The following is a 21,868-nucleotide window of genomic DNA, read 5'->3' on the forward strand; positions in this document are numbered from 1 at the left end:
GTAACGGGCCGGGGGAGTCCCAGCGAGGTCTGGGGACACCCGGGCGACACCGATGCCGCCGGAGGGGGCGCGACATGCGGGACAGTCATCGGTCGGAGGCCGAGCGGTTACTGAGGCGGGCCGTGGAGGAGGAGGTGCGGCGTTCGGGCGGGCGCACGGACGGGAACGTGCTGCTGTCCCGGGCGCGCGGGTCGCTGGACGCGATGGCCGGGACGGCCGCCGAGGAGTACGAGGCCTACACCCGCGCCCTCGACGAGGCGGCGGCCGGACAGCTCACCTTCCGGCAGCGCTACGCCCGGGAGGGCGCCGGCACTCCCCTGCTGGTGGCGGCCGTGGCGGCGGTCGCCGCGGTGGTGGCCGACATGGCGCTCGGCACCGGCGCGGGTACCGCCGTGGGCGCGGGAGTGACCGTCGGGGTCGTCGGCGCCGCGGCGACCGTGGTGAAGGTGGTCGGCTCCCATGTGCCGGCCGCCCATCACCGGGCCGGGGCCGTGAGCCAGCCCGGCGGGCCCGAGCAGTTGCGGTTGCAGTGGCTGACGGCGCTGGAGGTACGCGGCATCCGGCCGTTCCTGGACCAGCAGCGGATGCTCGCCGCGTCCACCGGGCCGAAGAAGGCGGCGGCCGGGCCGAAGCTGCGGGGCGCCGACAAGAGTGCCGCGGCCCGGGGGCGCAGCGCGCTGGAGCAGTCGTTCGCGCAGCTCCCGGAGCCGGAGGGCACCTTCGCGGGCCGGCGTCAGGAGATGGCGCGGCTGCGGCAGTGGGTGCAGGCGGCCCGCGCGAGCACGGAGACGAAGCCGACGGTGGTGGTGCTGCACGGGGCGCCCGGCAGCGGCCGTACGACGCTCGCGGTCCGGGCCGCCCACGAGCTGCGGGACTACTTCCGCGGGGCGTGCGTGGTCGACCTGCGCGGGGACGGTGCCGGTGCGCGCGAGGGCGGCCCCGCGCCGGGCGGTGAGGCTCCGCTGAGTACCCGGGAAGCCCTGCTGCATCTGCTGAACCGGCTCGGGGCGCCCCGCGAGCAGTTGCTGTTCCGTGAGCGGTCCTCGGCGGACCAGCAGGTCAAGCGGCTCAGCGAGCTGTACCGCCAGCACCTGGCGGACGTGCCGGTCACCGTCGTCCTGGACGACGCCGCGGACGCCGACCAGGTGCGCGCGCTGCTGCCGGAGCGGTCGGACAGCCTGGTGCTGATCACCGCGCGGAAGGCGCTGCAACTGCCGGCCGACCTTCCCGCGCGGGTGTACGACCTGCCGGTCGAGGCGCTGGACGCGGCGGGCGCGGAGGAACTGCTCGGCGCCGCCGCGCAGGACGCGTCGGGGCCGTACGACGCCGAGTCCGCCGACCGGATCCGGCAGCTGTGCGGCGGGCTGCCGCTGGCGCTGCGCGTCGCGGGGTCGTCGCTGGGCCCGCGCTCGCCGCGCGCCCTGGCCACCGACCTGGCCGCGTACGGGCCGGTGGACCCCGTCGAACGGGCGCTGTGGCTGCGCTACACCGACCAGCCGGAGCCGGCCCGGCGGCTGCTGCGCCGGCTGGCGCTCGCGGGCCGCACCTCGCTGGGCGCCCCGGCCGCGGCCGCGCTGCTGGCCACGGACGAGACCGAGGCGGCGCGGCAGCTGGCGGCCCTGTCGCGGGCCGGCCTGCTCGACCGCGTCCGGGGCAGCCGCTACCGGCTGCACGACGTGGTGCGTGCCTTCGCCCGGTCCCGGCTCGCCGACGAGGAGGATCCGGGCGAGCGGACGGCGGCGCAGGAACGGCTGATCGCGAACTACGCCGAGCTGGCCGACTCGGTGCTGCGCCTGGTCGACGGCAACATGTCGACCCGCTCGGACCGCTTCGGGCAGTACGGCTTCACCTCCCTGGACGAGGCGCTGCGCTGGCTGGACGACGAGTCCAGCTTCATCACGGCGGCGCTCCGGCACGCGGAGGGCGTCGACCAGGGCGCGGTGCTGAACCTGCTGGGCGCGCTGTGCGACTACTGCCTGCTGCGCGGCGATCTGTACCGGCTGGGTGAGATCAGCGAGCTGGCGCAGTCCGTGGACCAGGGGCTGCTGGTGCGGTCCGTGCAGTGGCGTACCGGTATCGCGGCCCGGCAGCTGGGCGAGCTGGACAAGGCGCGCACGACGCTCACCTCCGTCGTCGACCTGTACATGGAGGCCCACCACGACGCGGGGGCGGCCCGTGCCCTGTGCTCGCTGGGCATCACGCTGCACCACCAGGGCAATCTGACGGAGGCGGCGGCGAAGCTGCGGGAGGCGCTGGACCTCCAGGCCCCGCCCGAGCTGGCCACGGACCGGGCGTGGACGCTGCACGCGCTGGCGGCGGTGCAGCGGGACCGGGCCCGGCTGGCGGAGGCCCTGGAGCTGCTCACCGAGTCGCTGGTGCTGCACCGCGCGGGCGAGTCGGTGCACGGCCAGGCGTGGGCACACTTCCAGCTCGGCCAGCTGCACCTGCGCATGGGCGACGTACCGCGTGCGGAGGCGGACCTGCGCACCGCCCTGGAGCTGTACGGCCGCACCCAGGACGCCCGTGGCGAGGCCTGGGCACTGACCCAGCTGGCGCGGGCCCGGCTGGTGGACGGGGACGTGTCGGTGGCGGTGGAGGAGCTGCGGCGGGCGGCGGCCCGGCACCGGGAGAACGAGGACGCGCGCGGCAAGGCGTGGAGTTTCTACTACCTGGGCCAGGCGCTGGAGGAGACGGGCGCCCTGGACCAGTCGGTGCGTGCGCTGGAACGCTCCCGCACGATGTTCTCGCGGATGCGGGACGCGTACGGTCTGGCCTGCGCCCGGCACCACTCTGCGCGGGTCACCCGCGACCAGCGTGCCGCCCAGACGGGCTCGCTGCGGAACTCCGGCTTCGCCCGGCAGCTCCTGGTCGACGCCCGCGCCGACTTCCAGCGGATCGGCGTCGGCCACGGCGAGGCGTGGACCTGCCTGGAGCTGGCGGTCGTGGACGGGGGCAACGCCCGTACGCCGCAGGCGCTGGCGCTGTGCGACGAGGCGGCCGAGCTGTTCGCGGCGTACGGCGACCGGCGGGGCGAGGACTGGGCCCGTTTCCTGCGCTGCACGCTGCTGCCGTACGCGGCCCCCGGGGGCGTGGAGGTCGGTACGGCGGTGGCCCAGGAGGAACTGGCCCAGCTGTCCCGCGCCCCCCATCCGGCACGGGACGCCAAGCTGGACGGCTACGTGCGGGCGTACCGGCTGCTCCTGGAACGGGGCGTCCAGCTGGAGTCCGGCTGGCAGGCCTGGCGCCTGGGCATGGTCCCGGACCGTCAGGCCCGGGAGGTCATGGGGGTGGCGGTGACGGCGACGTAGGACACCCCGGGGCGGCACGGGCGGGCGGTGGGGGTCCGGCGGGTCCACCGCCCGAGCACGGCGGGGAGTGGGGGCGTGCGACCGCACCGGGTCGCACTCCCCCGCCTCCGGTCCGCCGCCGGCGCCGGGGGCCGGGCGTCACCCCTTCTGCGGCTCGACCCGGCCGGAGGCCTCCGCCTCCGGCTCCGGGGCCTCCTTGAAGTCGACCTTGCCCATGTGCCGGCTCATGGACCGCATCAGACCCCACACCGCCAGGGCCATCACCGCGAAGACGATGAACCCGAGGACACCGGGGGTGACCTTGTCCTCGTCGAGCTCGGCGAGAGTGACGAGGTGCGTCATTGCCAGGCTTGCGCTTGCACTCATGTCAGGCATTGTCCCGGATGCCCGCGAAGAGGTCGTCCTCGGGGAGGGAGGTGTCCACGAGGGACTTGGCGAGCTCGTACTCCTCGGTGGGCCAGACCTCCTTCTGGACGTCCATCGGAACGCGGAACCAGCCGCCGTCGGGGTCGATCTGCGTGGCGTGGGCGATCAGCGCCTTGTCGCGGATCTCGAAGAAGTCGGCGCAGGGCACGTGCGTGGTGAGCGTGCGCTCCTTGCGCTCGAACTCCGACCAGCGCTTGAGCCAGTCCTCGTAGGGCGACTCCAGGCCGCGCTCCAGCAGCGCGTTGTGCAGCGCCTCGGTGCGGGGGCGGTTGAAGCCCTGGTTGTAGTAGACCTTCAGCGGCTGGTACGCCGTTCCGTACTCGGCCTCCGGGTACTTCTCGGTGTCGGCCGCGCCCTCGAAGGCCACCATCGTGATCTTGTGGGTCATGATGTGGTCGGGGTGCGGGTATCCGCCGTTCTCGTCGTAGGTGGTGATCACCTGGGGGCGGAAGGAGCGGATCTTCCGCACCAGCTCGCCGGCCGCCTTGTCGACGTCCTCCAGGGCGAAGCAGCCCTCCGGCAGCGGGGGCAGCGGGTCGCCCTCGGGCAGGCCGGAGTCGACGAAGCCGAGCCACTCCTGCCCGACGCCCAGGATCTCCCGGGCCTCGTCCATCTCCTTCTTGCGCACCTCGTGGATGTTCTCCTCGATGTACGCGTCACCCTGGAGCTTCGGGTTGAGGATGGAACCGCGTTCCCCGCCCGTGCAGGTCACCACCAGCACGTCCACCCCCTCGGACACGTACTTCGCCATGGTGGCCGCGCCCTTGCTCGACTCGTCGTCGGGGTGTGCGTGGACGGCCATCAGTCGCAGCTGGTCAGTCAAGACTCAATCCTCAAGTCGGTCGGCGCCCTGTGTGCATCGGCGCAATCCAATAGGTGCCGCCCCACAGGGGCGTCGTCGAGGGGCGGCGGTCGGGTGACGGGTGGGAGGCTTCTATAGTGACCGAATCGGGGGGCGAATAATTCCGGAGCCCGGGAAGAGCGGCTCCTGCCGGGAGGACGATCATGAGTACGGCGAGCACGCAGACGCCCGAGAGCCGGTACGGCCGCTCGTCGGACGAACGGGCCGACCGCACGCTCAAGATCGTCGGCGCCGTGCTCGGCGCCGTCCTGCTCGCGGTGATCGGCTGGTTCGGCTACCACTACGTCGGCCAGAACAAGATCAGCGGCGAGTTGATCGGGTTCGAACTCGCCGAGGACTCGGTGCAGGTGCACCTGGAGGTCCGCAAGGACGCCGGTGCCGTCGGCTACTGCACGGTGCGCTCCCAGGCGGAGGACGGCGACGAGGTGGGCCGGGCGGACTTCCGCTTCGGCGGCGACTCCACGCGCATCGACGAGGTCGTCACCCTGCGCACGAAGGCCCCGGGTACGACGGCCGAGCTGCTCGGCTGCCACGCCGACTGACTTCGCGAAGCCCCGTCGGCGCGAAAACGTCCGTGCTGACCTGCGAGGACATGAATCTGGTGGCTTATGTCCTCCCCCTTTGGCCCCTGAATTGTTAGGCTCGTGGTTTCGCCCTTCCGTGAAGGAACATCCTTCTGGGTAGGGCGTTGATTTGTATTCCCAGCACCAACGAGGAGCACCCGTGACCCAGACCAGCGAGAACGTCACCTGGCTGACCCAGGAGGCGTACAACAAGCTCAAGGAGGAGCTTGAATACCTTACTGGTCCTGCGCGCACCGAGATCTCTGCCAAGATCGCCGCGGCCCGTGAGGAGGGGGACCTGCGTGAGAACGGCGGGTACCACGCGGCGAAGGAGGAGCAGGGCAAGCAGGAGCTCCGCGTGCGCCAGCTGACCCAGCTGCTCGAGAGTGCCAAGGTCGGTGAGGCTCCGGCCGCGGACGGCGCGGTGGCGCCCGGCATGGTCGTCACGATCGCCTTCGACGGTGACGAGGACGACACGCTGACCTTCCTGCTCGCCTCGCGCGAGTACGCGAGCTCGGACATCGAGACGTACTCTCCGCAGTCGCCGCTGGGCTCGGGCGTCATGGGCCACAAGGTCGGCGAGGACGCGCAGTACGAGCTGCCCAACGGCAAGCCGGCTTCCGTGAAGATCCTCAAGGCCGAGCCCTACAACGGCTGACCAGGCTCCCTCCCCCGGCCGGTGGTGCACCCGGCCGCCTGTTGTCGACGAGCCCCCGGCGTCCCGGTGAATCCCGGTGACGCCGGGGGCCGCGTCGTCATGTGGCGGCTGAGCGGTACTTGCGCACCGCCAGGGTCCGGAAGACCACGATGATCAGGACGGACCAGATCACCGAGGCCCAGACGGGATGCTGCATGGGCCAGGCGTCGGACTGCACGACGCCCGGGTTGCCGAACAGCTCGCGGCAGGCCTGCACCGTGGCGCTGAACGGGTTCCACTCGGCGATGTGCCGGAGCCACGGGGTCATCTGGCTGGAGTCCACGAAGGCGTTCGAGACGAACGTCACCGGGAACAGCCAGATGATCCCGCCGGAGGTCGCCGCCTCCGGGGTGCGCACGGAGAGGCCGATCAGCGCACCGATCCAGGTGAAGGCGTATCCCAGGAGAAGCAGCAGGCCGAAGCCGGCCAGGATCTTCCCGGTGTTGGTCGGTTCCGCGGAGCCGGTGCGCCAGCCCACGATCAGCGCGACGATCGCGAGGACGAGCAGCGTGATGGCCGTCTGCGCGAGATCGGCGACGGTGCGGCCGGTCAGCACCGCACCGCGGGCCATCGGCAGGGAACGGAAGCGGTCGACGAGCCCCTTCTGCATGTCGTCGGCGATACCGGCCGCCGATCCCGCGGTGGCGAACGTGACGGTCTGCGCGAAGATGCCCGCCATCAGGAAGGCCTTGTAGACGTCCGGGTCGGTGGTGTTCCCGATCTTCATCGAGCCGCCGAAGACGTAGGTGAAGAGGACCACGAACATCACCGGCTGGATGACCCCGAACAGGACCATCTCGGGAATCCTGGTCATCCGGATCAGGTTCCTGCGGGCGATGACCAGGGAGTCGCGGAGGGACTGGCCCACGGGGTTGGCGGGCGCCGCGACCCGCGTGGCATCGGTGTCGGCGCTCACTTGGCCTCCTCCTTCTCCTGCTGGTGGCCGGCGCCCGCCGCCCGGCCGTTCGCCTCGGCCTCGGCCTCGGCCATGTGGCCGGTGAGGGAGAGGAAGACGTCGTCGAGAGTGGGGCGGCGCAGGCCGATGTCGTCGATCTCGATGCCGCGGGTGTCGAGTTCGCGGATGACCTCGGCGAGCAGCTTCGCACCGCCGGTGACGGGGACGGTCAGCTTGCGGGTGTGCTCCTCCACGGTGGTCGGCCCCTTGCCGAACCCGGCGAGCACCTCGGCGGCCTCCCTCATGTGGTCGCGTTCGTGGACCACGACCTCGACGCGCTCTCCACCGGTGCGGGCCTTGAGCTGGTCGGAGGTGCCCCGGGCGATGACGCGGCCGTGGTCGACGACCGCGATGTCGTGCGCGAGGTGGTCGGCCTCCTCCAGGTACTGCGTGGTCAGCAGCAGGGTCGTGCCGCCGGCGACCAGCTGTTTGATGACCTCCCACAGCTCCTGCCGGTTGCGCGGGTCGAGGCCGGTCGTCGGTTCGTCCATGAACATGACGGGCGGGGAGACGACCAGGGCGGCCGCCAGGTCGAGCCGGCGGCGCATGCCTCCCGAGTAGGTCTTCGTCGGGCGGTCGGCGGCGTCCGCGAGGTGGAACTGCTCGAGCAGCTCGCCGGCCCGGGCCTTCGCGGCCCTGGCCCTCATCTGGTAGAGCTGGCCGACCATCTGGAGGTTCTCCCGGCCGGTCAGGTATTCGTCGACGGCGGCGAACTGGCCGGAGAGGCCGATCGACCGCCGCACCTCGTTGGGCTGCCTGAGCACGTCGATGCCCGCGACGACCGCTTTGCCGCTGTCGGGGCGCAGCAGGGTCGTGAGGCAGCGGACGGCGGTCGTCTTGCCCGCGCCGTTCGGCCCGAGCAGGCCCAGGACCGTGCCCTCGGGAACGTCGAGGTCGACGCCGTCCAGAGCCCTTACGTCACCGAAGGTCTTCACCAGGCCTTCGGCATAGATGGCGCCTGGCATATGGGTCTCCACGTCTTCGGGGATACTTCGGAAAGCCTAGGTTTGTACGTTTCGCTCCGCTCAGCGAGCGATTTACGACACACAGTAACGCGATGTATCGCGTTCCACAATGCGGTTACCCGAACGAGTGACGCGGTGGCGGTGGCGATGGCGGATCAGGTGATGCTGGTCAGCCTGCGACGGTGAGCCCGACGGCGGTCAGCCGATGACGGGGTACCCCGCCTCCCGCAGCGCCCGGCCGACCTCGGCACAGTGCTCCGGCCCCTTCGTCTCCAGGTGCAGCTCGACCTCGGCCTCCGTGAGCCCGAGCCGCGGATCGGTCCGGACGTGGCTCACGTCGAGGACGTTGGCGTCCACCACCGACAGCACCCCGAGCAGTGTGGCGAGGGCACCGGGCCGGTCCGTCAGGCGCAGCCGGACCGCCAGGTAGCGGCCCTGCGCGGCCATGCCGTGCCGCAGCACGCCCTGCATCAGCACCGGGTCCACGTTGCCGCCGGACAGCACCGCCACCACCGGCCCCGCGAAGGCGCCGGGCTCGCTCAGCAGTGCCGCCACCGGACTCGCCCCGGCCGGCTCGACGACCAGCTTGGCCCGCTCCAGGCACAGCAGCAGCGCGGTGGACAGCTCGTCCTCGGAGACCGTGCGGACCTCGTCCACCAGGTCGCCGACGATCCCGAACGGCACGTCACCGGGCCGTCCCACCTTGATGCCGTCGGCCATCGTCGACGGATTCTCCACGGCCACCGGGCGGCCCGCGGCCAGCGAGGGCGGGTACGCCGCAGCGCCCTCGGCCTGCACGCCCACGATGCGCACGTCCGGCCGCAGCGCCTTCACCGCGACCGCGATCCCGGCCACCAGCCCTCCCCCGCCGATGCCGACCACGACGGTCCGCACCTCGGGGCACTGCTCCAGGATCTCCAGCCCGACCGTGCCCTGCCCCGCGATGATGTCGGGGTGGTCGAAGGGGTGGATGAACACCGCGCCGGTCCGCTCCGCGTACTCCTGCGCCGCGGCCAGCGTCTCGTCGACCACCTGGCCGTGCAGCCGCACCTCCGCGCCGTAGTCGCGGGTCGCGCTGATCTTGGGCAGCGGGGCGCCCTTCGGCATGAACACCGTCGAACGCACCCCGAGCAGCGACGACGCCAGCGCCACGCCCTGCGCGTGGTTGCCCGCGCTGGCCGCGACCACACCGGCGGCCCGCTGCTCGGGCAGCAGCCCGGCGATACGGACGTAGGCGCCGCGCAGCTTGAACGAACCCGTCCGCTGGAGGTTCTCGCACTTGAGGTGCACCGGCGCGCCGACCAGCTGGGACAGGTGCCTACTGCCCTCCATCGCCGTCACCCGCGCCACACCCGAGAGCATCTTCTGGGCTCCGCGCACGTCGTCGAGAGTGACGGGTCCGACAAGGGCGGCCGTGCTGTAGCTCATGTCTCCAGCATCGCAGTTCGCGGGCGCCGGGGGCCGTTGTGACCAACCTCCGAGACCCGCCCGCTTTGCGCAGCGCCGGCACGCCTCGCCGCCCGGCCGCGTACCCTGTCCCCCAATCAGCAGCCCTCCACGAAGTGAGCCCCCGGCCATGCCCACAGCACCTGAAATGTCGATGGACATGACGACTGCCGGTGACACCGGTCTTCTCGAGACGCTCCAGCACGAGGTGGCGCTCTTCGCCCGTCGTGCCGAACAGACCCGGCTCGGCGGTGTCGGGCAGGTGCGCAACTCCATGGACCGCGCCGCCTACCTGCTCCTCAACCGCCTCGACAAAGAGGGCCCGATGGGCGTGAAGGCGCTCGCCGCGAGCATGGGCATCGATTCCTCGACGGTCACCCGGCAGGTGGCCCCGCTCGTCGACACCGGGCTCGTGAAGCGGACCTCGCACCCGGAGGACGGACGCGCGGTCGTGCTCCAGCTCTCCCCGCGCGGCGAGTCGCGGCTGGAGGAGGTCCGCTCCTCCCGGCGTCAGCTCATGGCCGAACTGACCCACGACTGGGCACCGGAGGAGCGCGAGGCGTTCTGCACGCTCCTCACGCGCTTCAACGGGGCCCTGTCCGCCCGTATGGCCCCGCCCGGCGCGGCGGGGCCGGAGTCGCCGTCGGCCTCCTGAGCCGCCTCCCACCGGCTTTCCCGGGCGGTTCGCACCGCACTCTTGACCGGCGGGCCGCCCCTGGCCTGATATGAGACCTCAGGGGTCGTCGCCGTCCGGTCGGGAGGCGCGGTGCGAGAACGGCAAGCGTCCCAGAGTGCCCGCCGGGACCGGGAGTTCGAGGCGTTCGTCGCGGGCGCGGCAGGCCGGCTGCTGCATGCCGCCACCCTGCTCACGGCCGAACCGGCGGGCGACAACCCGCGCGCGCGACGCCTGCTGGGCCTGTCCCTCGCCCACACGTACGCGTACTGGGACCGGCTGCACGGGGAGGACCCGTACGACCGGGCCCGGCAGTACCTGGCCACCCGCTTCGCCCGCGAGGCCTGGCACCGGTACGGCGGCGGCCTCGGCCGGGCCCGTCGGCGCCCCGTCGGCACCCTGGGCGGGCTCGCCCCGCAGGAACGCCTGATCCTGGTGCTCAGGCTGTACGAGGGGGTCGCCGAGGAGCAGGCCGCAGCCCTGCTGGGCCTGCCCGTGGAACGCGTACGGACGATCTGCGACCGGGCGACGGCCACCCTTCTGCACCCGCCCTCGGGGCCGGCCGGCCCGCCGGCGGCCGCGAAGACGAAGACGGCGAAGACGGCGAAGACGAAGGCGGCGACACCATGACGGGCACGGCGTCCGGCACGACGACCGGCACGACGACCGGCACGGCGACCGGCACGCGCGCGTGGCGCACCGGGGGACGCCGGTGAACCGCCCCCAGCGAGAGGCCGCCGTTCGGCGGATCATGGAGCAGTCGCCGCCCCGGGTGCCGCCCGAGATGTACGCGGACGCGGTGCGCCGCGGCGGTCGCATGCTGCGGCGCAGGACCGCCGCCCGCCGCCTGATGTGGCTGGTGCTGTGCGCCGCGGCGGTGGCGTTCACGGTGTGGGCGGTGACCGTCCAGCCCTGGGTGGAGCCGCCGTCGGAGACGACCCCACCCGTGACGGGCTGGGACGGCTGGTGAGCCCTTCCTACTGGCCCAGGGCCTGCTGGAGGTCCGCGAGCAGGTCGTCGACGTTCTCGATGCCGACCGACAGACGCACCAGGTCGGCGGGCACCTCCAGGGCCGAACCGGCGGCGGAGGCGTGCGTCATCCGGCCGGGGTGCTCGATCAGCGACTCGACGCCGCCCAGGGACTCACCGAGCGTGAACACCTTCGCGCGGTTGCAGACCTCGACGGCGGCCTCCTCGCCGCCCGCCACGCGGAACGACACCATGCCGCCGAACGCCTTCATCTGCTTGGCGGCGACCTCGTGCCCCGGGTGCTCCGGGAGGCCCGGGTACAGCACGTCCGTCACGCGCGCGTGCCGGGAGAGCATCTCGGCGACCTTGCCGGCGTTCTCGCTGTGCCGGTCCATGCGCACGGCGAGCGTCTTGGTGCCGCGCAGCACCAGCCAGGAGTCGAAGGGCCCGGCGACCGCGCCCATCGCGTTCTGGTGGAACGCCAGCTCCTCCCCCAGCTCCTGGTCGTTCACGATCAGCGCGCCGCCGACGACGTCCGAGTGACCGCCCATGTACTTGGTCAGGGAGTGCACGACGACGTCGGCGCCGAGCGCCAGCGGCTGCTGGAGGTACGGCGTGGCGAAGGTGTTGTCGACGACGAGCCGGGCGCCGGCGTCCCGGGCGACCTGGGCGACGGCGGCGATGTCGGTGATGCCGAGCAGCGGGTTGGAGGGCGTCTCCACCCACACGGCCCTGGTCTTCGGCGTCAGCGCGGCCCGCACGGCGGCGGGGTCGCTGGTGTCGGCCACGGACCACTCCACGCCCCACCGGGTGGCGACCTTGGCGAAGAGCCGGAAGGTGCCGCCGTACGCGTCGTTCGGGATCACCACGTGGTCGCCGGGGCGCAGCAGCGTACGCAACAGGCAGTCCTCGGCCGCCAGTCCGGACGCGAACGCGAGGCCGCGACGGCCGCCCTCCAGGGCGGCGAGGTTCTCCTCCAGGGCCGTACGGGTCGGGTTGGCGCTGCGGCTGTACTCGTAACCGCCGCGCAGTCCGCCGACGCCGTCCTGCTTGTACGTCGACACCTGGTAGATCGGCGGGACCACCGCGCCCGTCAGGGGGTCGGCGGTGTTGCCCGCGTGAATCGCGAGCGTCTCGAAGTGCTGACTGATGTGCCTGTCGCTCATGAGCACCGAGGGTAGCGGCGCGGACGACTCCGCGCGTTTTCCACAGGACCGCGGCACAGGTTGGCCAATTGTCGGCGCCGTCTGGTTCGCTTGAGACATGGAGATTCTCTGGGTCCTGATAGCACTGGTCATGCTGGCCTTCGTGCTGCTTCCCGTTCTGCGGCGCCGACGGAGCGCGGTCGGCCTGGTACCCGCCGGCCACCCGGACGCGGCGGACCCCGCGAACTACGGCTTCGCCCGCGAGGAGGAGCTGGACATCCGCATGCCCGGCCCCGACCAGGACCTGCTCGACGTCCTCGACCTGGTGCAGCGCACGCAGGACTACCGGGGAGCCCAGCAGCTCCTGGCCGGCACGGAGGCGGCGGGCGAGCGGCGCTGGCAGCGCGTGCAGGCCTTCGCGGGCGCCGCGTCGCTGGAGCTGGCGCAGCGGCCCGGCGGCGTCGGGGAAGCGCCGGGCGGGCAGTGGCTGCGGGTGTGGCGGGCGGAGGCGCCCAAGGACGCGGGCGGCGCGGCCGTGCACGCCGAGTTCCTGGTGCAGCAGGCGTGGCGGACGGCGACGCCGGGCACGGACGACTTCCGGATCATCATGGAGGAGGCGAAGGCGGCCTGCGCGGAGGCGGCGCTGCTCGCCCCCGGTGACCCGGTCCCGTACATCGTCGAGCTCTCGGTGGCCCGCGGTCTCGGCTACCCGCGCGAGGACTTCGAACAGCTCTGGCTGAAGATCCTCGACCGTGCCCCGAACCACATGGGCGCGCACCTGGCGGCCCTGCACTACTGGTGCGAGAAGTGGCACGGCTCCCGCGACCTGGCGTACTCCTTCGCGGAGGCGGCGGCGGCCCGCGCCCCGCAGGGCTCCCTCCTCGCGGCGATGCCGCTCTTCGCGGTCTTCGAGCACCTGCCCGAGGTCAACCTGGTCAGCGGCTTCTACCAGAGCGAGGTCGTCGCCAAGGCGGTGCACGGCGCCCTGCACGCCGTCCACTCGGCCCGCCCCGACGACCCGATGCAGGCGCACGTCCGCCACCTGCTGGTCTTCTTCCTGGTCCGCGGCGAGCGCTGGGCCGAGGCCATGAACCAGCTGATACTCATCGACGGTCACGTCGGCGCCCTGCCCTGGACCCTGTCCGCCGACCCGGCGGCGGAGTTCGCCGTCTACCGCGCCCTGGCCGTGGCGGGGTACGAGGCGAACGGCGGCAGCCCGGCGACGCTGCCGCGCTGACGGCCCGGCCCTCCGCCCAGGCGGCCCGGCGGAATCCCGCCGGGCCGCCGTCTCGCGGTCGGCCCTCGGCGCGCGCGGGGAGCCCTCGGGGGCGGGCGGTCAGCCCTCGGTGCGCGCGGGCAGTCGCCATCCCGGGCGCGGGAAGTGGCAGGTGTAGCCCTCGGGGTAGCGCTGCAGGTAGTCCTGGTGCTCGGGCTCGGCCTCCCAGAAGGGGCCGACCGGCTCCACCTCGGTGACGACCTTGCCCGGCCACAGCCCGGAGGCGTCCACGTCCGCGATCGTGTCCTCGGCGATCCGCTTCTGCTCGTCGTCCACGTAGTAGATCGCCGAGCGGTAGCTGAGGCCGATGTCGTTGCCCTGGCGGTTCTTGGTGCTCGGGTCGTGGATCTGGAAGAAGAACTCCAGGATCGCGCGGAAGTCGGTCTCCTCGGGGTCGAAGAGGATCTCGATGGCCTCCGCGTGCGTGCCGTGGTCCCGGTACGTCGCGTTCGGCACGTCACCCCCGGTGTATCCGACCCGGGTCGCCGTGACCCCCGGGAGCCCGCGGATCAGCTCCTCCATCCCCCAGAAGCATCCGCCCGCCAGTACGGCCCTCTGCGTCTGCGTAGCCATTGCGGCCCTCCCATATCTGTCAGCTCGGTCACTCGGGCTACTCGGCTCGCACACCATCGGCGTCCACACCCTCTCCCTGCTCAACGCGCGAGGGTCCCGGCCGATTCCGTACGTGCCCGAGCCGCCCGCACCCGGTGGGCGTGCGCTCCGGGCTCGGGTGCCGGGAAGAAGATTCCGGGTGCCGGAGAAAAGATCACGCACGGGCGATGACTTTGCTCCGGAGCAGGAGTCTTGCCCGGGGGCGCCCCTGCCGGGCGTCCATCCCGTCCATCCCGTCCGTTCCGACCGGGACGACGCGGACCACGGCCATCGACAGGAGACCATCCCCGTGACTGATCCGGAACCGACGACAGACCGGAACCGCGCCACTGAGGTCTGGCCCTCGATCCACACCGAGCGAGCGGCACTGGCGGCGGATCTCGCGGATCTGGCGGACGAGCGGTGGGCCGTGCCGTCGTTGTGCACCGGTTTGACGGTACGGCAGGTGCTGGCGCACCTGACCGCGGGCGCCAGTCTCACCACCGTGCGCTGGCTGGCGGGTGTGATCCGCTGCCGGTTCGACTTCGACAAGCAGGTGGCCATGCGGCTGTCCGAGCACCTCGGCGCGACCCCGGGCGAAACCCTCGAACGTTTCCGGCGCGTCGTCCCGAGCACGACCAAGCCTCCCCTGCCCGCCATCGCCATGCTGGGCGAGACGATCGTGCACGGGGAGGACATCCGGCGCCCGCTGGGCATCCACCGCGACCGTCCGATCGAGGTCGTCACGCAGGTGGCCGAGTACTACCGGGGCACGGACCTCGTGGTCGTCGCCAAGGGACGCATAGGCGGCCTGCGGCTCGTCGCGGACGACGGCCCGTTCACGACCGGCTCCGGGCCTCTCGTGTCCGGGCCCACGCTGGCGCTGGTGATGGCCATGACCGGGCGCGCGACGTACTGCGACGACCTCGAGGGCGACGGTGTGGAACTCCTCCGCAGCCGCTGCGGGACGGGGTGACGCGAGGTCGCGCCGTGCGGCCCCGGGTCATTCCGGCCGGCGCAGCCCCGCGACGAGGAGCCCGACCAGGCGGCGCGCGTCGTAGCGGGGATCGTTCTCCGCGCCGATGCAGAGGTTGCCGACGCCGCGCATGAGCTCGTAGGCGGACAGGTCGGACCGGATCTCGCCGGAGGCGGTCGCGGCGTCGAGGAGCTGGGTGCACACGGGCACGAGGCGGTCGAGGAAGTACGCGTGCAGCGTCTCGAAGCCGGCGTTGTCGGACTGCAGGACGGCGGCGAGTCCGTGCTTGGTGACCAGGAAGTCGACGAAGAGGTCGATCCACCCGCCCAGTGCGGCGTACGGGGTCGGACTGCTCGCCAGGAGCGCCGGGCCGGCCTCGGCGCAGGACTCCACCTGGTGCCGGTAGACGCCGATGATGAGGTCCGCCCGCGTCGGGAAGTGGCGGTAGATCGTGGCCGTTCCGACGCCGGCCCGGGCCGCGATGTCGCGTACCGGCGCCTCGACGCCCGACTCGACGAAGACCGCGGCGGCCGCGTCCAGCAGGGTCTTCTGGTTGCGCCGGGCGTCCGCCCGCCGGGGCCGGGCCGCGTGCGCCGTGGCCTCGTCGCCGTCCTGCTCCTGCACCACGTCGTTTCCTCCGTCACCCGCGATTGCCAAACGGGACGCTGTCCCATATCCTCAAGCGGGACACGGTTCCATTTGACCGCCATGATGCCAGAGCCCGGAGCCGTCACCAAGCTTCGCATCGACATGGGGCGGGAGCGCCGGGTCCTGGCGCCCGGACGGGCAGGTTCCTGTCTCCTGGTTCCTGCCCGTCCGGGCGTCCGCCGTGTGTGTCCACGGCGGTAGGGCCCGGGGCGTCGCGACCGTGCGACAGCCGAGGGGACGGCTCAGATCGTCGCCGTGTCGATCACGAAGCGGTACCGCACGTCGCTCGCCAGGACCCGCTCGTACGCCTTGTTGACCTCGGACGCGGCGATCAGCTCGATCTCCGCGCCGATGCCGTGCTCGGCGCAGAAGTCCAGCATCTCCTGGGTCTCCCGGATGCCGCCGATCATGGACCCGGCGAGGGTCTTGCGGCCGCCGAGCAGCGTGAACAGGTTGAGGGAGACCGGCTCCTCGGGGGCGCCGACGTTCACCAGGGCGCCGTCCGTCTTCAGCAGGCCCAGGTAGGCGCCGAAGTCGAGCGGGGCCGAGACCGTCGAGACGATCAGGTCGAAGGTGCCCGCCAGCTGCTCGAAGGTGGCCGGGTCACTGGTGGCGTAGTAGTGGTCGGCGCCCAGCTTCAGGCCGTCGTCCCTCTTGCGCAGCGACTGCGACAGCACGGTCACCTCGGCGCCCATGGCGTGCGCGAGCTTGACGCCCATGTGGCCGAGGCCGCCCATGCCGACGACGGCGACCTTCTTGCCGGGGCCGGCGTTCCAGTGCCGGAGCGGGGAGTACGTGGTGATGCCGGCGCACAGCAGGGGCGCGGCCTCGTCCAGCGCGATGCCCTCGGGGATGCCGAGGACGAAGTTCTCGTCGACGACGATCTTCTCGGAGTAGCCGCCGTAGGTCGGCTCCCCGTCCTTGCCCACGGCGTTGTAGGTGCCGATGTTGCCGCTGGCGCAGTACTGCTCCTGGCCGGCCTCGCAGTTGTCGCACTCTCCGCAGGAGTCGACCATGCAGCCGACGCCCACCCGGTCGCCGACGGCGTACTTGGTGACGCCGGGGCCGACCTCGGAGACGATGCCGGCGATCTCGTGGCCGGGGACCATCGGGAAGATGGCCTCGCCCCAGCCTTCCTGTACCTGGTGGATGTCCGAGTGGCAGATGCCGGCGAACTTGATGTCGATCAGGACGTCGTGCTCGCGCACCTCGCGCCGCTCGATGGTGGTCCGCTCCAGCGGGGCCTTGGCGGCGGGTGCGGCGTATGCGGCGACAGTGGTCATGCCGGGGGGTCTCCGGAATTCTCGTGACAGCGGTGTGGGTATGGCCTCCAGCCTGCCTCCGATCCGGGCGTCCACCCAGACCACGGCTTTGCCTACGACCAGCGTGCGTACCACCGACGGGGACAGGCTCAGGGGCGTACGACCGGGAATACGACCGGCGATACTGGAGGGTATGGATGGACAGCTGGACCGGCGTGCCGAACTGAGCGAGTTCCTTCGCACCCGGCGGGCCCGGCTGAAGCCGGAGGACGTGGGGCTGCCGTCGTTCGGGCGGCACCGCCGCGTGCCGGGGCTGCGCCGGGAGGAGCTGGCGCAGCTGGCCGGGGTGTCGGTGGCGTACTACACACGCCTGGAGCAGGGCAACGGCCGGAACGTCTCGGCGGAGGTCCTGGACGCGATCGCCCGCGCGCTCCGGCTGACCGACGCCGAGCAGGCGCACCTGACGCATCTGGCGAAGCCGAAGCAGCAGCGCCGGCGGTCGGCGGGTGCGCGGGCTCAGCAGCCGGTCCGGGTGGCGCTGCTCCAGCTGCTGGACTCGATCGAGACCGTGCCGGCGTACGTGTCGGGCCGGCGCTCGGAGATCCTCGCCTGGAACCGGATGGCGGCGGCCCTCTTCGGCGACTGGGGCAAGCTGCCGGCCGAGGAGCGGAACTGGGCGCGGCTGGTCTTCCTGAACCCGGACTACCGCGACCTGTTCGTGGACTGGGACCAGAAGGCGTCCGACATGGTCAGCTTCCTGCGCATGGACGCGGGCCGGCACCCGGACGATCCCCGGCTGTCCGCGCTGGTCGGCGAACTCTCCGTGAAGAGCGAGGAGTTCCGGCGGCTGTGGGCCACGCACGACGTCAAGGAGAAGAGCTACGGCGTCAAGCGGATGCGGCACCCGCTGGTCGGTGACCTGACGCTGTCCTTCGAGACGTTCCGCCTGGTCGACGACGACGAGCAGGCCTTCGTCACGTACCACGCAGAGCCGGGCTCCCCGTCGGCTGAGGCGCTGCGGCTGCTGGCGAGCTGGGGGACGGACGCGGCGGCCTCGCTCACACCGTGAGCTCCGCGGCACGATCCGCGGAGTGATCCGACACCGCTCGGCGAGCCCCGCGATCCGGTGGAGCGATCCGGTCGAGCGATCCGGTCGAGCGGTCCGGGCGAGCGGTCCGGTCGAGCGGTCCGGGCGAGCGATCCAGACGAACTGTCCGGCCGAGCGGTCCAGACGGACTGTCCGGCCGGCTCCCCCTGCGGCACGCTCGGGTCGAGCGGCAGCGACTCGTGCGGGATCGCCCAGGAGGTCGGCGAGGGGCACGCGGTGCGGTGCCGCGCGCGGCGGCGGCACAGCGGCCCGGCCGGGGCCGTCGGCTCCGGCCAGGCCGTTTCGCGTGGCGCGGCCTACCTGCCGTGGTACGCGTCGTAGATCGTGATCACCGACTCGTTCTTCTTCTTGTCGGTGATCGTGGCGCGGAAGGAGACGGACTTCCCCTTCGCCGGGTTCCTGACGGTGACCTTGCCCTTCTTGACCGTGGCCTTCTTCCAGGTCTTGCCGTGGTCGTAGGACAGGTGCACGGTGAGGGACTTGAGGTTGCGGCCCGCGGCGGCGCCCTCGACGGTGACCGGGACGGTGACCCGCTTGCCTGCCGTGACCCTGCTGTCCAGGCCGGTGGCCGCTGTGAAGCGGGCGGTGGAGGCGGGCAGCTTGGTGAGTTCGGCCGTCTGCTCGGAGCGGAACGTCCAGCTCGCGTCGATGCGGCTGGAGGCCGCGGCGACCTCGGCGGACCGCTTGACCGACGTCGTCAGCCGGTACCGGGCGTCACCGGAGGGGACCTCGAACCCGTCCTCGCCGAAGAGCGGGTCCTGGTGAGAGCCGACCTTGGCGCCGTTGCGGTAGAGCGTGGTGGCGACCGAGGTGAAGGCCGAGGAGCCCGCGTGACCCTTGCCGTCGGCGAAGAGCGGGAGGGCGCCGGTGATGGTGTCGCCGTCGCGGTAGAGGCCGACGTCCGAGGTGAGGCGCGGACCGAAGACGGCCGTGTTGAAGGTCGCCGTGTAGCTCTTGCCCGCCTTGTAGCGCTGGGGCGTTCCGAGCGTGTAGCCGGCCTCGACGGTCGGGAAGCCCTCGGCGTCCCGGCCGCCGTACTGCTCGAAGCCGAGGTCCCACGTCACGCCGCCCCCGGTGGACAGGTGCAGGGTGCGGATGCCGGGCAGGGACTGCTCGATGCCGATCGAGGAGCCGCCGAAGCCGCCGGGCAGCCAGCCGACCGCGGAGACCGCGCCCTTCTTCCCGCTCGCGGAGGCGCCGAGGCCGGCCTTGAGGGTGGCCAGCTCGCCCGCCTTGTAGTGCCGGGTGTGGCCGGTGGCGAGCTGTTCGGTCCTGCCGCCGGCGACCAGGTCGTACTGCTCCGTGGCGCCCTTGCTCCAGTGGCCGTCCCACTGCTGGCTGAGCGAGCCGTCGGTGATCCGCGGGCCGAGGTGCCTGGTGCGCAGGCCCTCGTAGGTGTCCAGCCACCAGCCGAAGCCGTAGTGGCCGTCGCCCGTCTCCACCGTGAAGTCGACGGCGGCGAGTTCGGGCTTCGCGGCCTTGTCCGGGACGGTGATGTTCACCGGCTTCGCGGTGCGCGCGTCCAGGGTGACGGTGGTGTTCCCGGTGACGTCCAGTTTCGGCTGGGCGAGCCAGTCGGCGCCCTTCCAGGTCCCCGGGTCGTCGCTCACGCGGATCGCGGAGTTGAGGATGTAACCGCCCTTGGGCACGCGGACGGTGACGGTGCCGTCGGCCTCGTACGGAGTGACCCAGAGGTCCTTGCCGAGGCCGGAGGTGCCGGCCAGGTCGATCTCGTAGTTCGGGGTCGGTTTTCCGTCGCGGCCGATGACCTTCAGGGTGACCTCGTGCGTCTCCACCTCGCGGTGTACGGCGGCGGCGGTGCGGACGGTCTGCCCGCCGCCGTCCGCCGTGACGTACGCGGAGTAGGTGCCGTCGACGGTGCCGCCGAGCCGGGTGTCGGCGGTGAGGGCCACGGAGGCCCTGCCGCCCGCCGGGACGGTGACCGAGGTGGCGCCCAGCTCGAAGAAGCCCGCGGGGGCCGCCTCGCCCCTGGGGTCGGTCGCGGTCGACGTCAGCCTGAGCGTGACGTCCTCGGTGCCGAGATTGCGGTACGTCAGCTGCTTGGTGACCGGCTTGTCGTCGGTGTGCGGCCACTGCTGGGTGCCGAAGGCGGCCGACACCGGCTCGGCGATCACGGTCTGCCCGATCGCCCGGTCGACCTGGACGCGGCCCGAACCCTGCTGGAAGGGCGTGTACGCGCCGCCCTTCGCCGATCCCGTCAGCGCGCCCTTCAGCTCGGCGTACGTCCAGTCGGGGTGCTGCTGCTTGAGGAGGGCCGCGGCGCCCGCGACGTGCGGGGTCGCCATCGACGTACCGGAGATGGTGACGTATCCGGCGGGCTTCTCGCCCTCCTCGCGGGCGAGGACGCTGTCCTTCGCGGAGGCGGCGGTGATGTCGACGCCCGGGGCGGTCACGTCGGGCTTGATCGCGCCGTCGAGGCCGGGGCCGGTGCTGGAGAAGGAGGCGAGCTCGTCCCCGTCGTCGACCGCGCCGACGGTCAGTGCGGCGGCGGCGCTGCCCGGGGAGCCGACGGTGCGGTCGCCGAGTTCGCCGTCGTTGCCGGCGGCGATGGCGAAGAGGATGCCCTTCTCCTCGGAGAGCCGGTTGACCTCGGCTTCCAGCGGGTCGATCTCCGGGGTGTCGCCGCCGCCGAGGCTGAGGTTGACGACGTCGGCGCCCTGCGCGGCCGCCCACTCCATGCCGGCGAGGATGCCGGAGTCGTCACCGAAGCCGTCGTCGTCGAGCACCTTGCCGTTGAGCAGCTTGGCGCCGGGGGCCACGCCCTTGTACGCGGCGCCCCCCTTCGCGCCGGTGCCGGCGGCGGTGGAGGCGACGTGGGTGCCGTGGCCGTGCCGGTCGGTGGCGTCGGGCGACAGGGAGAAGTTCTTGGACGCGACGACCTGGTTCTTCAGGTCGGGGTGGGTGGCGTCGACGCCGGTGTCCAGTACGGCGATCTTCACGCCCTTGCCGTCGTAGCCGGCGGCCCATGCCTCGGGGGTGCCGATCTGCGGGACGGACCGGTCGAGGCTGGCCCTGCGGACGCCGTCGAGCCAGACGTGCGCGATGCCGGAGGCGGTCTTCCCGCCGTCGGTGACCGCGTCCCACAGCTCGGGCGCGTCCTCGTGCGGAGTCTGTACGGCGTCGGCGTTCAGGGAGGTCAGGGAGCGGCGGAGGGTGCCCGCGTCGCGGACGTCGGCCTTGGTGGCCTTGGCTCCGCCCCGGTAGCCGACGATGACCTTCAGGCCGTTCCGCTGGGCCTTCCGGGTCGTCGCCTTGTTCAGTTCGGTGATGTCGAAGAGGCGCCGGTCCAGTCTGCCGGTGGCGACCAGGCGGGCGGCGTCGGCCGGGACGACGAGGGTGTGCCCGCCGGCCCTGCGGATCTGGACGGGTATGTGCTCGCGGCCCTCGGCCCGCTCCAGGCCGACGACGCGGCCCTTGGCGTCGACGGCGACCCGGTCGCCGGTGATCAGTGTGACGCGGTTCCTGACGGTGCCGGCGGCGGCCTGTGCGGCACCGGCCGGCGCCGCCGCGGCGCGGGCGGGCGCCGCCGTACGGTCCCCGTCCGCCGTCCGTGCCCCGTCCGCCGCGGCCGGGCTGGTCATGCCCGCCGCGAGGGCCGCGGCGGCCGCCGTGGCGACCGAGGCCGCGCGGGCCCTTTTCACTTGTCTGCGCAACGTTCCCCCTTGCGGAAGTACCGGGAGAATTCCCCGTTCACCCGGCCGGGGGTGGTCTCGCACACGTGTGCTCCCCCGGAACTCGGAGTATGTCGAGGGGAGATCAACCGCTCAAGGGCGGAAGCGGCGGTGGCGGGGACGGTCGGGAAACCGCCTGCCAACTGTTACGAGACCGCCGTCCGGCGTTACGTGTTCGCGCGAACTCCGTGATGTGTTCGCGCGAACTCCGTGACACGTCAAGGGGGTTGAACGCCGGACGCCCGCCACCCCGGTACGGGGCGACGGGCGTCGGACGGTGCGAAGTCGCTGTGCGGCGTGGTGCGT

19 protein-coding genes are annotated in these 21,868 nt (G+C 72.3%); 9 read left to right on the forward strand and 10 right to left on the reverse strand.

Translation table 11 applies throughout. The annotated features are described in order from the left end of the window. Positions 1-74 precede the first annotated feature (74 nt). Entirely contained in the window at positions 75-3,308 is a 3,234-nt protein-coding gene (locus ACP4J0_RS03030; RefSeq protein ID WP_426597038.1) for a tetratricopeptide repeat protein, read from the forward strand. 138 nt (positions 3,309-3,446) lie between these two features. Here ACP4J0_RS03030 and ACP4J0_RS03035 read toward each other — a convergent pair whose 3' ends face one another. Next, the gene (locus ACP4J0_RS03035) at positions 3,447-3,683 is read right to left on the reverse strand and encodes a hypothetical protein (protein ID WP_398134934.1); all 237 of its coding nucleotides are present in this window, start codon (positions 3,681-3,683) and stop codon (positions 3,447-3,449) included. Beyond that, the gene (gene mca / locus ACP4J0_RS03040) at positions 3,676-4,536 is read right to left on the reverse strand and encodes a mycothiol conjugate amidase Mca (RefSeq protein WP_426597272.1); all 861 of its coding nucleotides are present in this window, start codon (positions 4,534-4,536) and stop codon (positions 3,676-3,678) included. Before mca ends, ACP4J0_RS03035 begins: the two co-directional genes overlap by 8 nt. 203 nt (positions 4,537-4,739) lie before the next feature. Between mca and ACP4J0_RS03045 the strand changes: the two genes are divergently transcribed. Together ACP4J0_RS03045 and greA are read left to right on the forward strand one after the other, a co-directional pair. After that, entirely contained in the window at positions 4,740-5,138 is a 399-nt protein-coding gene (locus ACP4J0_RS03045; RefSeq protein WP_426597039.1) for a DUF4307 domain-containing protein, read from the forward strand. A gap of 181 nt (positions 5,139-5,319) precedes the next feature. After that, the gene (greA, locus tag ACP4J0_RS03050) at positions 5,320-5,817 is read left to right on the forward strand and encodes a transcription elongation factor GreA (RefSeq protein WP_055418146.1); all 498 of its coding nucleotides are present in this window, start codon (positions 5,320-5,322) and stop codon (positions 5,815-5,817) included. A 97-nt stretch (positions 5,818-5,914) separates the two neighbouring features. Here the strand turns inward: greA and ACP4J0_RS03055 are convergent, their stop codons facing one another. The 3 genes from ACP4J0_RS03055 to ilvA all read right to left on the reverse strand — a co-directional run bounded on the left by ACP4J0_RS03055 (position 5,915) and on the right by ilvA (position 9,204). Then, positions 5,915-6,772, reverse strand: a complete 858-nt coding sequence (locus ACP4J0_RS03055; protein ID WP_426597040.1) for an ABC transporter permease — start codon at positions 6,770-6,772, stop codon at positions 5,915-5,917. After that, a complete protein-coding gene (locus ACP4J0_RS03060; protein WP_426597041.1) occupies positions 6,769-7,776 on the reverse strand; it encodes an ATP-binding cassette domain-containing protein in 1,008 nt (335 codons plus the stop codon). The genes ACP4J0_RS03055 and ACP4J0_RS03060 overlap by 4 nt, the downstream gene beginning before the upstream one ends. 198 nt (positions 7,777-7,974) lie before the next feature. After that, the gene (ilvA, locus tag ACP4J0_RS03065) at positions 7,975-9,204 is read right to left on the reverse strand and encodes a threonine ammonia-lyase (RefSeq protein WP_426526307.1); all 1,230 of its coding nucleotides are present in this window, start codon (positions 9,202-9,204) and stop codon (positions 7,975-7,977) included. Positions 9,205-9,370: 166 nt separating this feature from the next. Here ilvA and ACP4J0_RS03070 point away from each other — a divergent pair, with 166 nt between their 5' ends. The 3 genes from ACP4J0_RS03070 to ACP4J0_RS03080 all read left to right on the forward strand — a co-directional run bounded on the left by ACP4J0_RS03070 (position 9,371) and on the right by ACP4J0_RS03080 (position 10,865). Then, positions 9,371-9,877, forward strand: a complete 507-nt coding sequence (locus tag ACP4J0_RS03070) for a MarR family winged helix-turn-helix transcriptional regulator (RefSeq protein ID WP_426526319.1) — start codon at positions 9,371-9,373, stop codon at positions 9,875-9,877. Between the two features lie 111 nt (positions 9,878-9,988). Beyond that, entirely contained in the window at positions 9,989-10,525 is a 537-nt protein-coding gene (locus ACP4J0_RS03075) for a sigma factor-like helix-turn-helix DNA-binding protein (protein ID WP_426597042.1), read from the forward strand. Positions 10,526-10,607: 82 nt separating this feature from the next. Then, a complete protein-coding gene (locus tag ACP4J0_RS03080; protein ID WP_426597043.1) occupies positions 10,608-10,865 on the forward strand; it encodes a hypothetical protein in 258 nt (85 codons plus the stop codon). 7 nt (positions 10,866-10,872) lie between these two features. Here ACP4J0_RS03080 and ACP4J0_RS03085 read toward each other — a convergent pair whose 3' ends face one another. Next, the gene (locus tag ACP4J0_RS03085; RefSeq protein ID WP_426597044.1) at positions 10,873-12,030 is read right to left on the reverse strand and encodes a cystathionine gamma-synthase; all 1,158 of its coding nucleotides are present in this window, start codon (positions 12,028-12,030) and stop codon (positions 10,873-10,875) included. Positions 12,031-12,127: 97 nt separating this feature from the next. Here ACP4J0_RS03085 and ACP4J0_RS03090 point away from each other — a divergent pair, with 97 nt between their 5' ends. After that, positions 12,128-13,246 (forward strand): hypothetical protein, encoded by a 1,119-nt coding sequence (locus ACP4J0_RS03090; RefSeq protein WP_426597045.1) that lies wholly within the window; start codon positions 12,128-12,130, stop codon positions 13,244-13,246. A gap of 99 nt (positions 13,247-13,345) precedes the next feature. Here the strand turns inward: ACP4J0_RS03090 and msrA are convergent, their stop codons facing one another. Continuing rightward, positions 13,346-13,858, reverse strand: a complete 513-nt coding sequence (gene msrA, locus ACP4J0_RS03095; protein ID WP_426597046.1) for a peptide-methionine (S)-S-oxide reductase MsrA — start codon at positions 13,856-13,858, stop codon at positions 13,346-13,348. A gap of 328 nt (positions 13,859-14,186) precedes the next feature. Between msrA and ACP4J0_RS03100 the strand changes: the two genes are divergently transcribed. After that, the gene (locus ACP4J0_RS03100; RefSeq protein WP_426597047.1) at positions 14,187-14,852 is read left to right on the forward strand and encodes a maleylpyruvate isomerase family mycothiol-dependent enzyme; all 666 of its coding nucleotides are present in this window, start codon (positions 14,187-14,189) and stop codon (positions 14,850-14,852) included. A gap of 27 nt (positions 14,853-14,879) precedes the next feature. On the opposite strand, the gene ACP4J0_RS03105 is transcribed toward ACP4J0_RS03100, so the two are convergent. Both ACP4J0_RS03105 and ACP4J0_RS03110 read right to left on the reverse strand, forming a co-directional pair. Further along, positions 14,880-15,479, reverse strand: coding sequence for a TetR/AcrR family transcriptional regulator (locus tag ACP4J0_RS03105; protein WP_426597048.1), 600 nt, complete (start codon positions 15,477-15,479; stop codon positions 14,880-14,882). A 263-nt stretch (positions 15,480-15,742) separates the two neighbouring features. After that, a complete protein-coding gene (locus ACP4J0_RS03110; protein ID WP_426597049.1) occupies positions 15,743-16,783 on the reverse strand; it encodes an NAD(P)-dependent alcohol dehydrogenase in 1,041 nt (346 codons plus the stop codon). 172 nt (positions 16,784-16,955) lie between these two features. Between ACP4J0_RS03110 and ACP4J0_RS03115 the strand changes: the two genes are divergently transcribed. Beyond that, positions 16,956-17,831, forward strand: coding sequence for a helix-turn-helix domain-containing protein (locus tag ACP4J0_RS03115; RefSeq protein WP_426597050.1), 876 nt, complete (start codon positions 16,956-16,958; stop codon positions 17,829-17,831). A gap of 335 nt (positions 17,832-18,166) precedes the next feature. Here the strand turns inward: ACP4J0_RS03115 and ACP4J0_RS03120 are convergent, their stop codons facing one another. Beyond that, entirely contained in the window at positions 18,167-21,544 is a 3,378-nt protein-coding gene (locus ACP4J0_RS03120) for a S8 family peptidase (RefSeq protein ID WP_426597051.1), read from the reverse strand. Between the last annotated feature and the right edge of the window lie 324 nt (positions 21,545-21,868).

This window comes from Streptomyces sp. WG7, from assembly GCF_049975785.1.
In the GTDB taxonomy this organism is placed as follows: domain Bacteria; phylum Actinomycetota; class Actinomycetes; order Streptomycetales; family Streptomycetaceae; genus Streptomyces.

Coding starts and splice junctions, on each gene's coding strand:
- ACP4J0_RS03030 (WP_426597038.1), top strand. CDS start 75: ATGCGGGACAGTCATCGGTCGGAGGCCGAGCGGTTACTGAGGCGGGCC.
- ACP4J0_RS03110 (WP_426597049.1), bottom strand. CDS start 16,783: ATGACCACTGTCGCCGCATACGCCGCACCCGCCGCCAAGGCCCCGCTG.
- ACP4J0_RS03085 (WP_426597044.1), bottom strand. CDS start 12,030: ATGAGCGACAGGCACATCAGTCAGCACTTCGAGACGCTCGCGATTCAC.
- ACP4J0_RS03045 (WP_426597039.1), top strand. CDS start 4,740: ATGAGTACGGCGAGCACGCAGACGCCCGAGAGCCGGTACGGCCGCTCG.
- ACP4J0_RS03115 (WP_426597050.1), top strand. CDS start 16,956: ATGGATGGACAGCTGGACCGGCGTGCCGAACTGAGCGAGTTCCTTCGC.
- ilvA (WP_426526307.1), bottom strand. CDS start 9,204: ATGAGCTACAGCACGGCCGCCCTTGTCGGACCCGTCACTCTCGACGAC.
- ACP4J0_RS03090 (WP_426597045.1), top strand. CDS start 12,128: ATGGAGATTCTCTGGGTCCTGATAGCACTGGTCATGCTGGCCTTCGTG.
- mca (WP_426597272.1), bottom strand. CDS start 4,536: ATGGCCGTCCACGCACACCCCGACGACGAGTCGAGCAAGGGCGCGGCC.
- ACP4J0_RS03035 (WP_398134934.1), bottom strand. CDS start 3,683: ATGCCTGACATGAGTGCAAGCGCAAGCCTGGCAATGACGCACCTCGTC.
- ACP4J0_RS03060 (WP_426597041.1), bottom strand. CDS start 7,776: ATGCCAGGCGCCATCTATGCCGAAGGCCTGGTGAAGACCTTCGGTGAC.
- msrA (WP_426597046.1), bottom strand. CDS start 13,858: ATGGCTACGCAGACGCAGAGGGCCGTACTGGCGGGCGGATGCTTCTGG.
- ACP4J0_RS03070 (WP_426526319.1), top strand. CDS start 9,371: ATGTCGATGGACATGACGACTGCCGGTGACACCGGTCTTCTCGAGACG.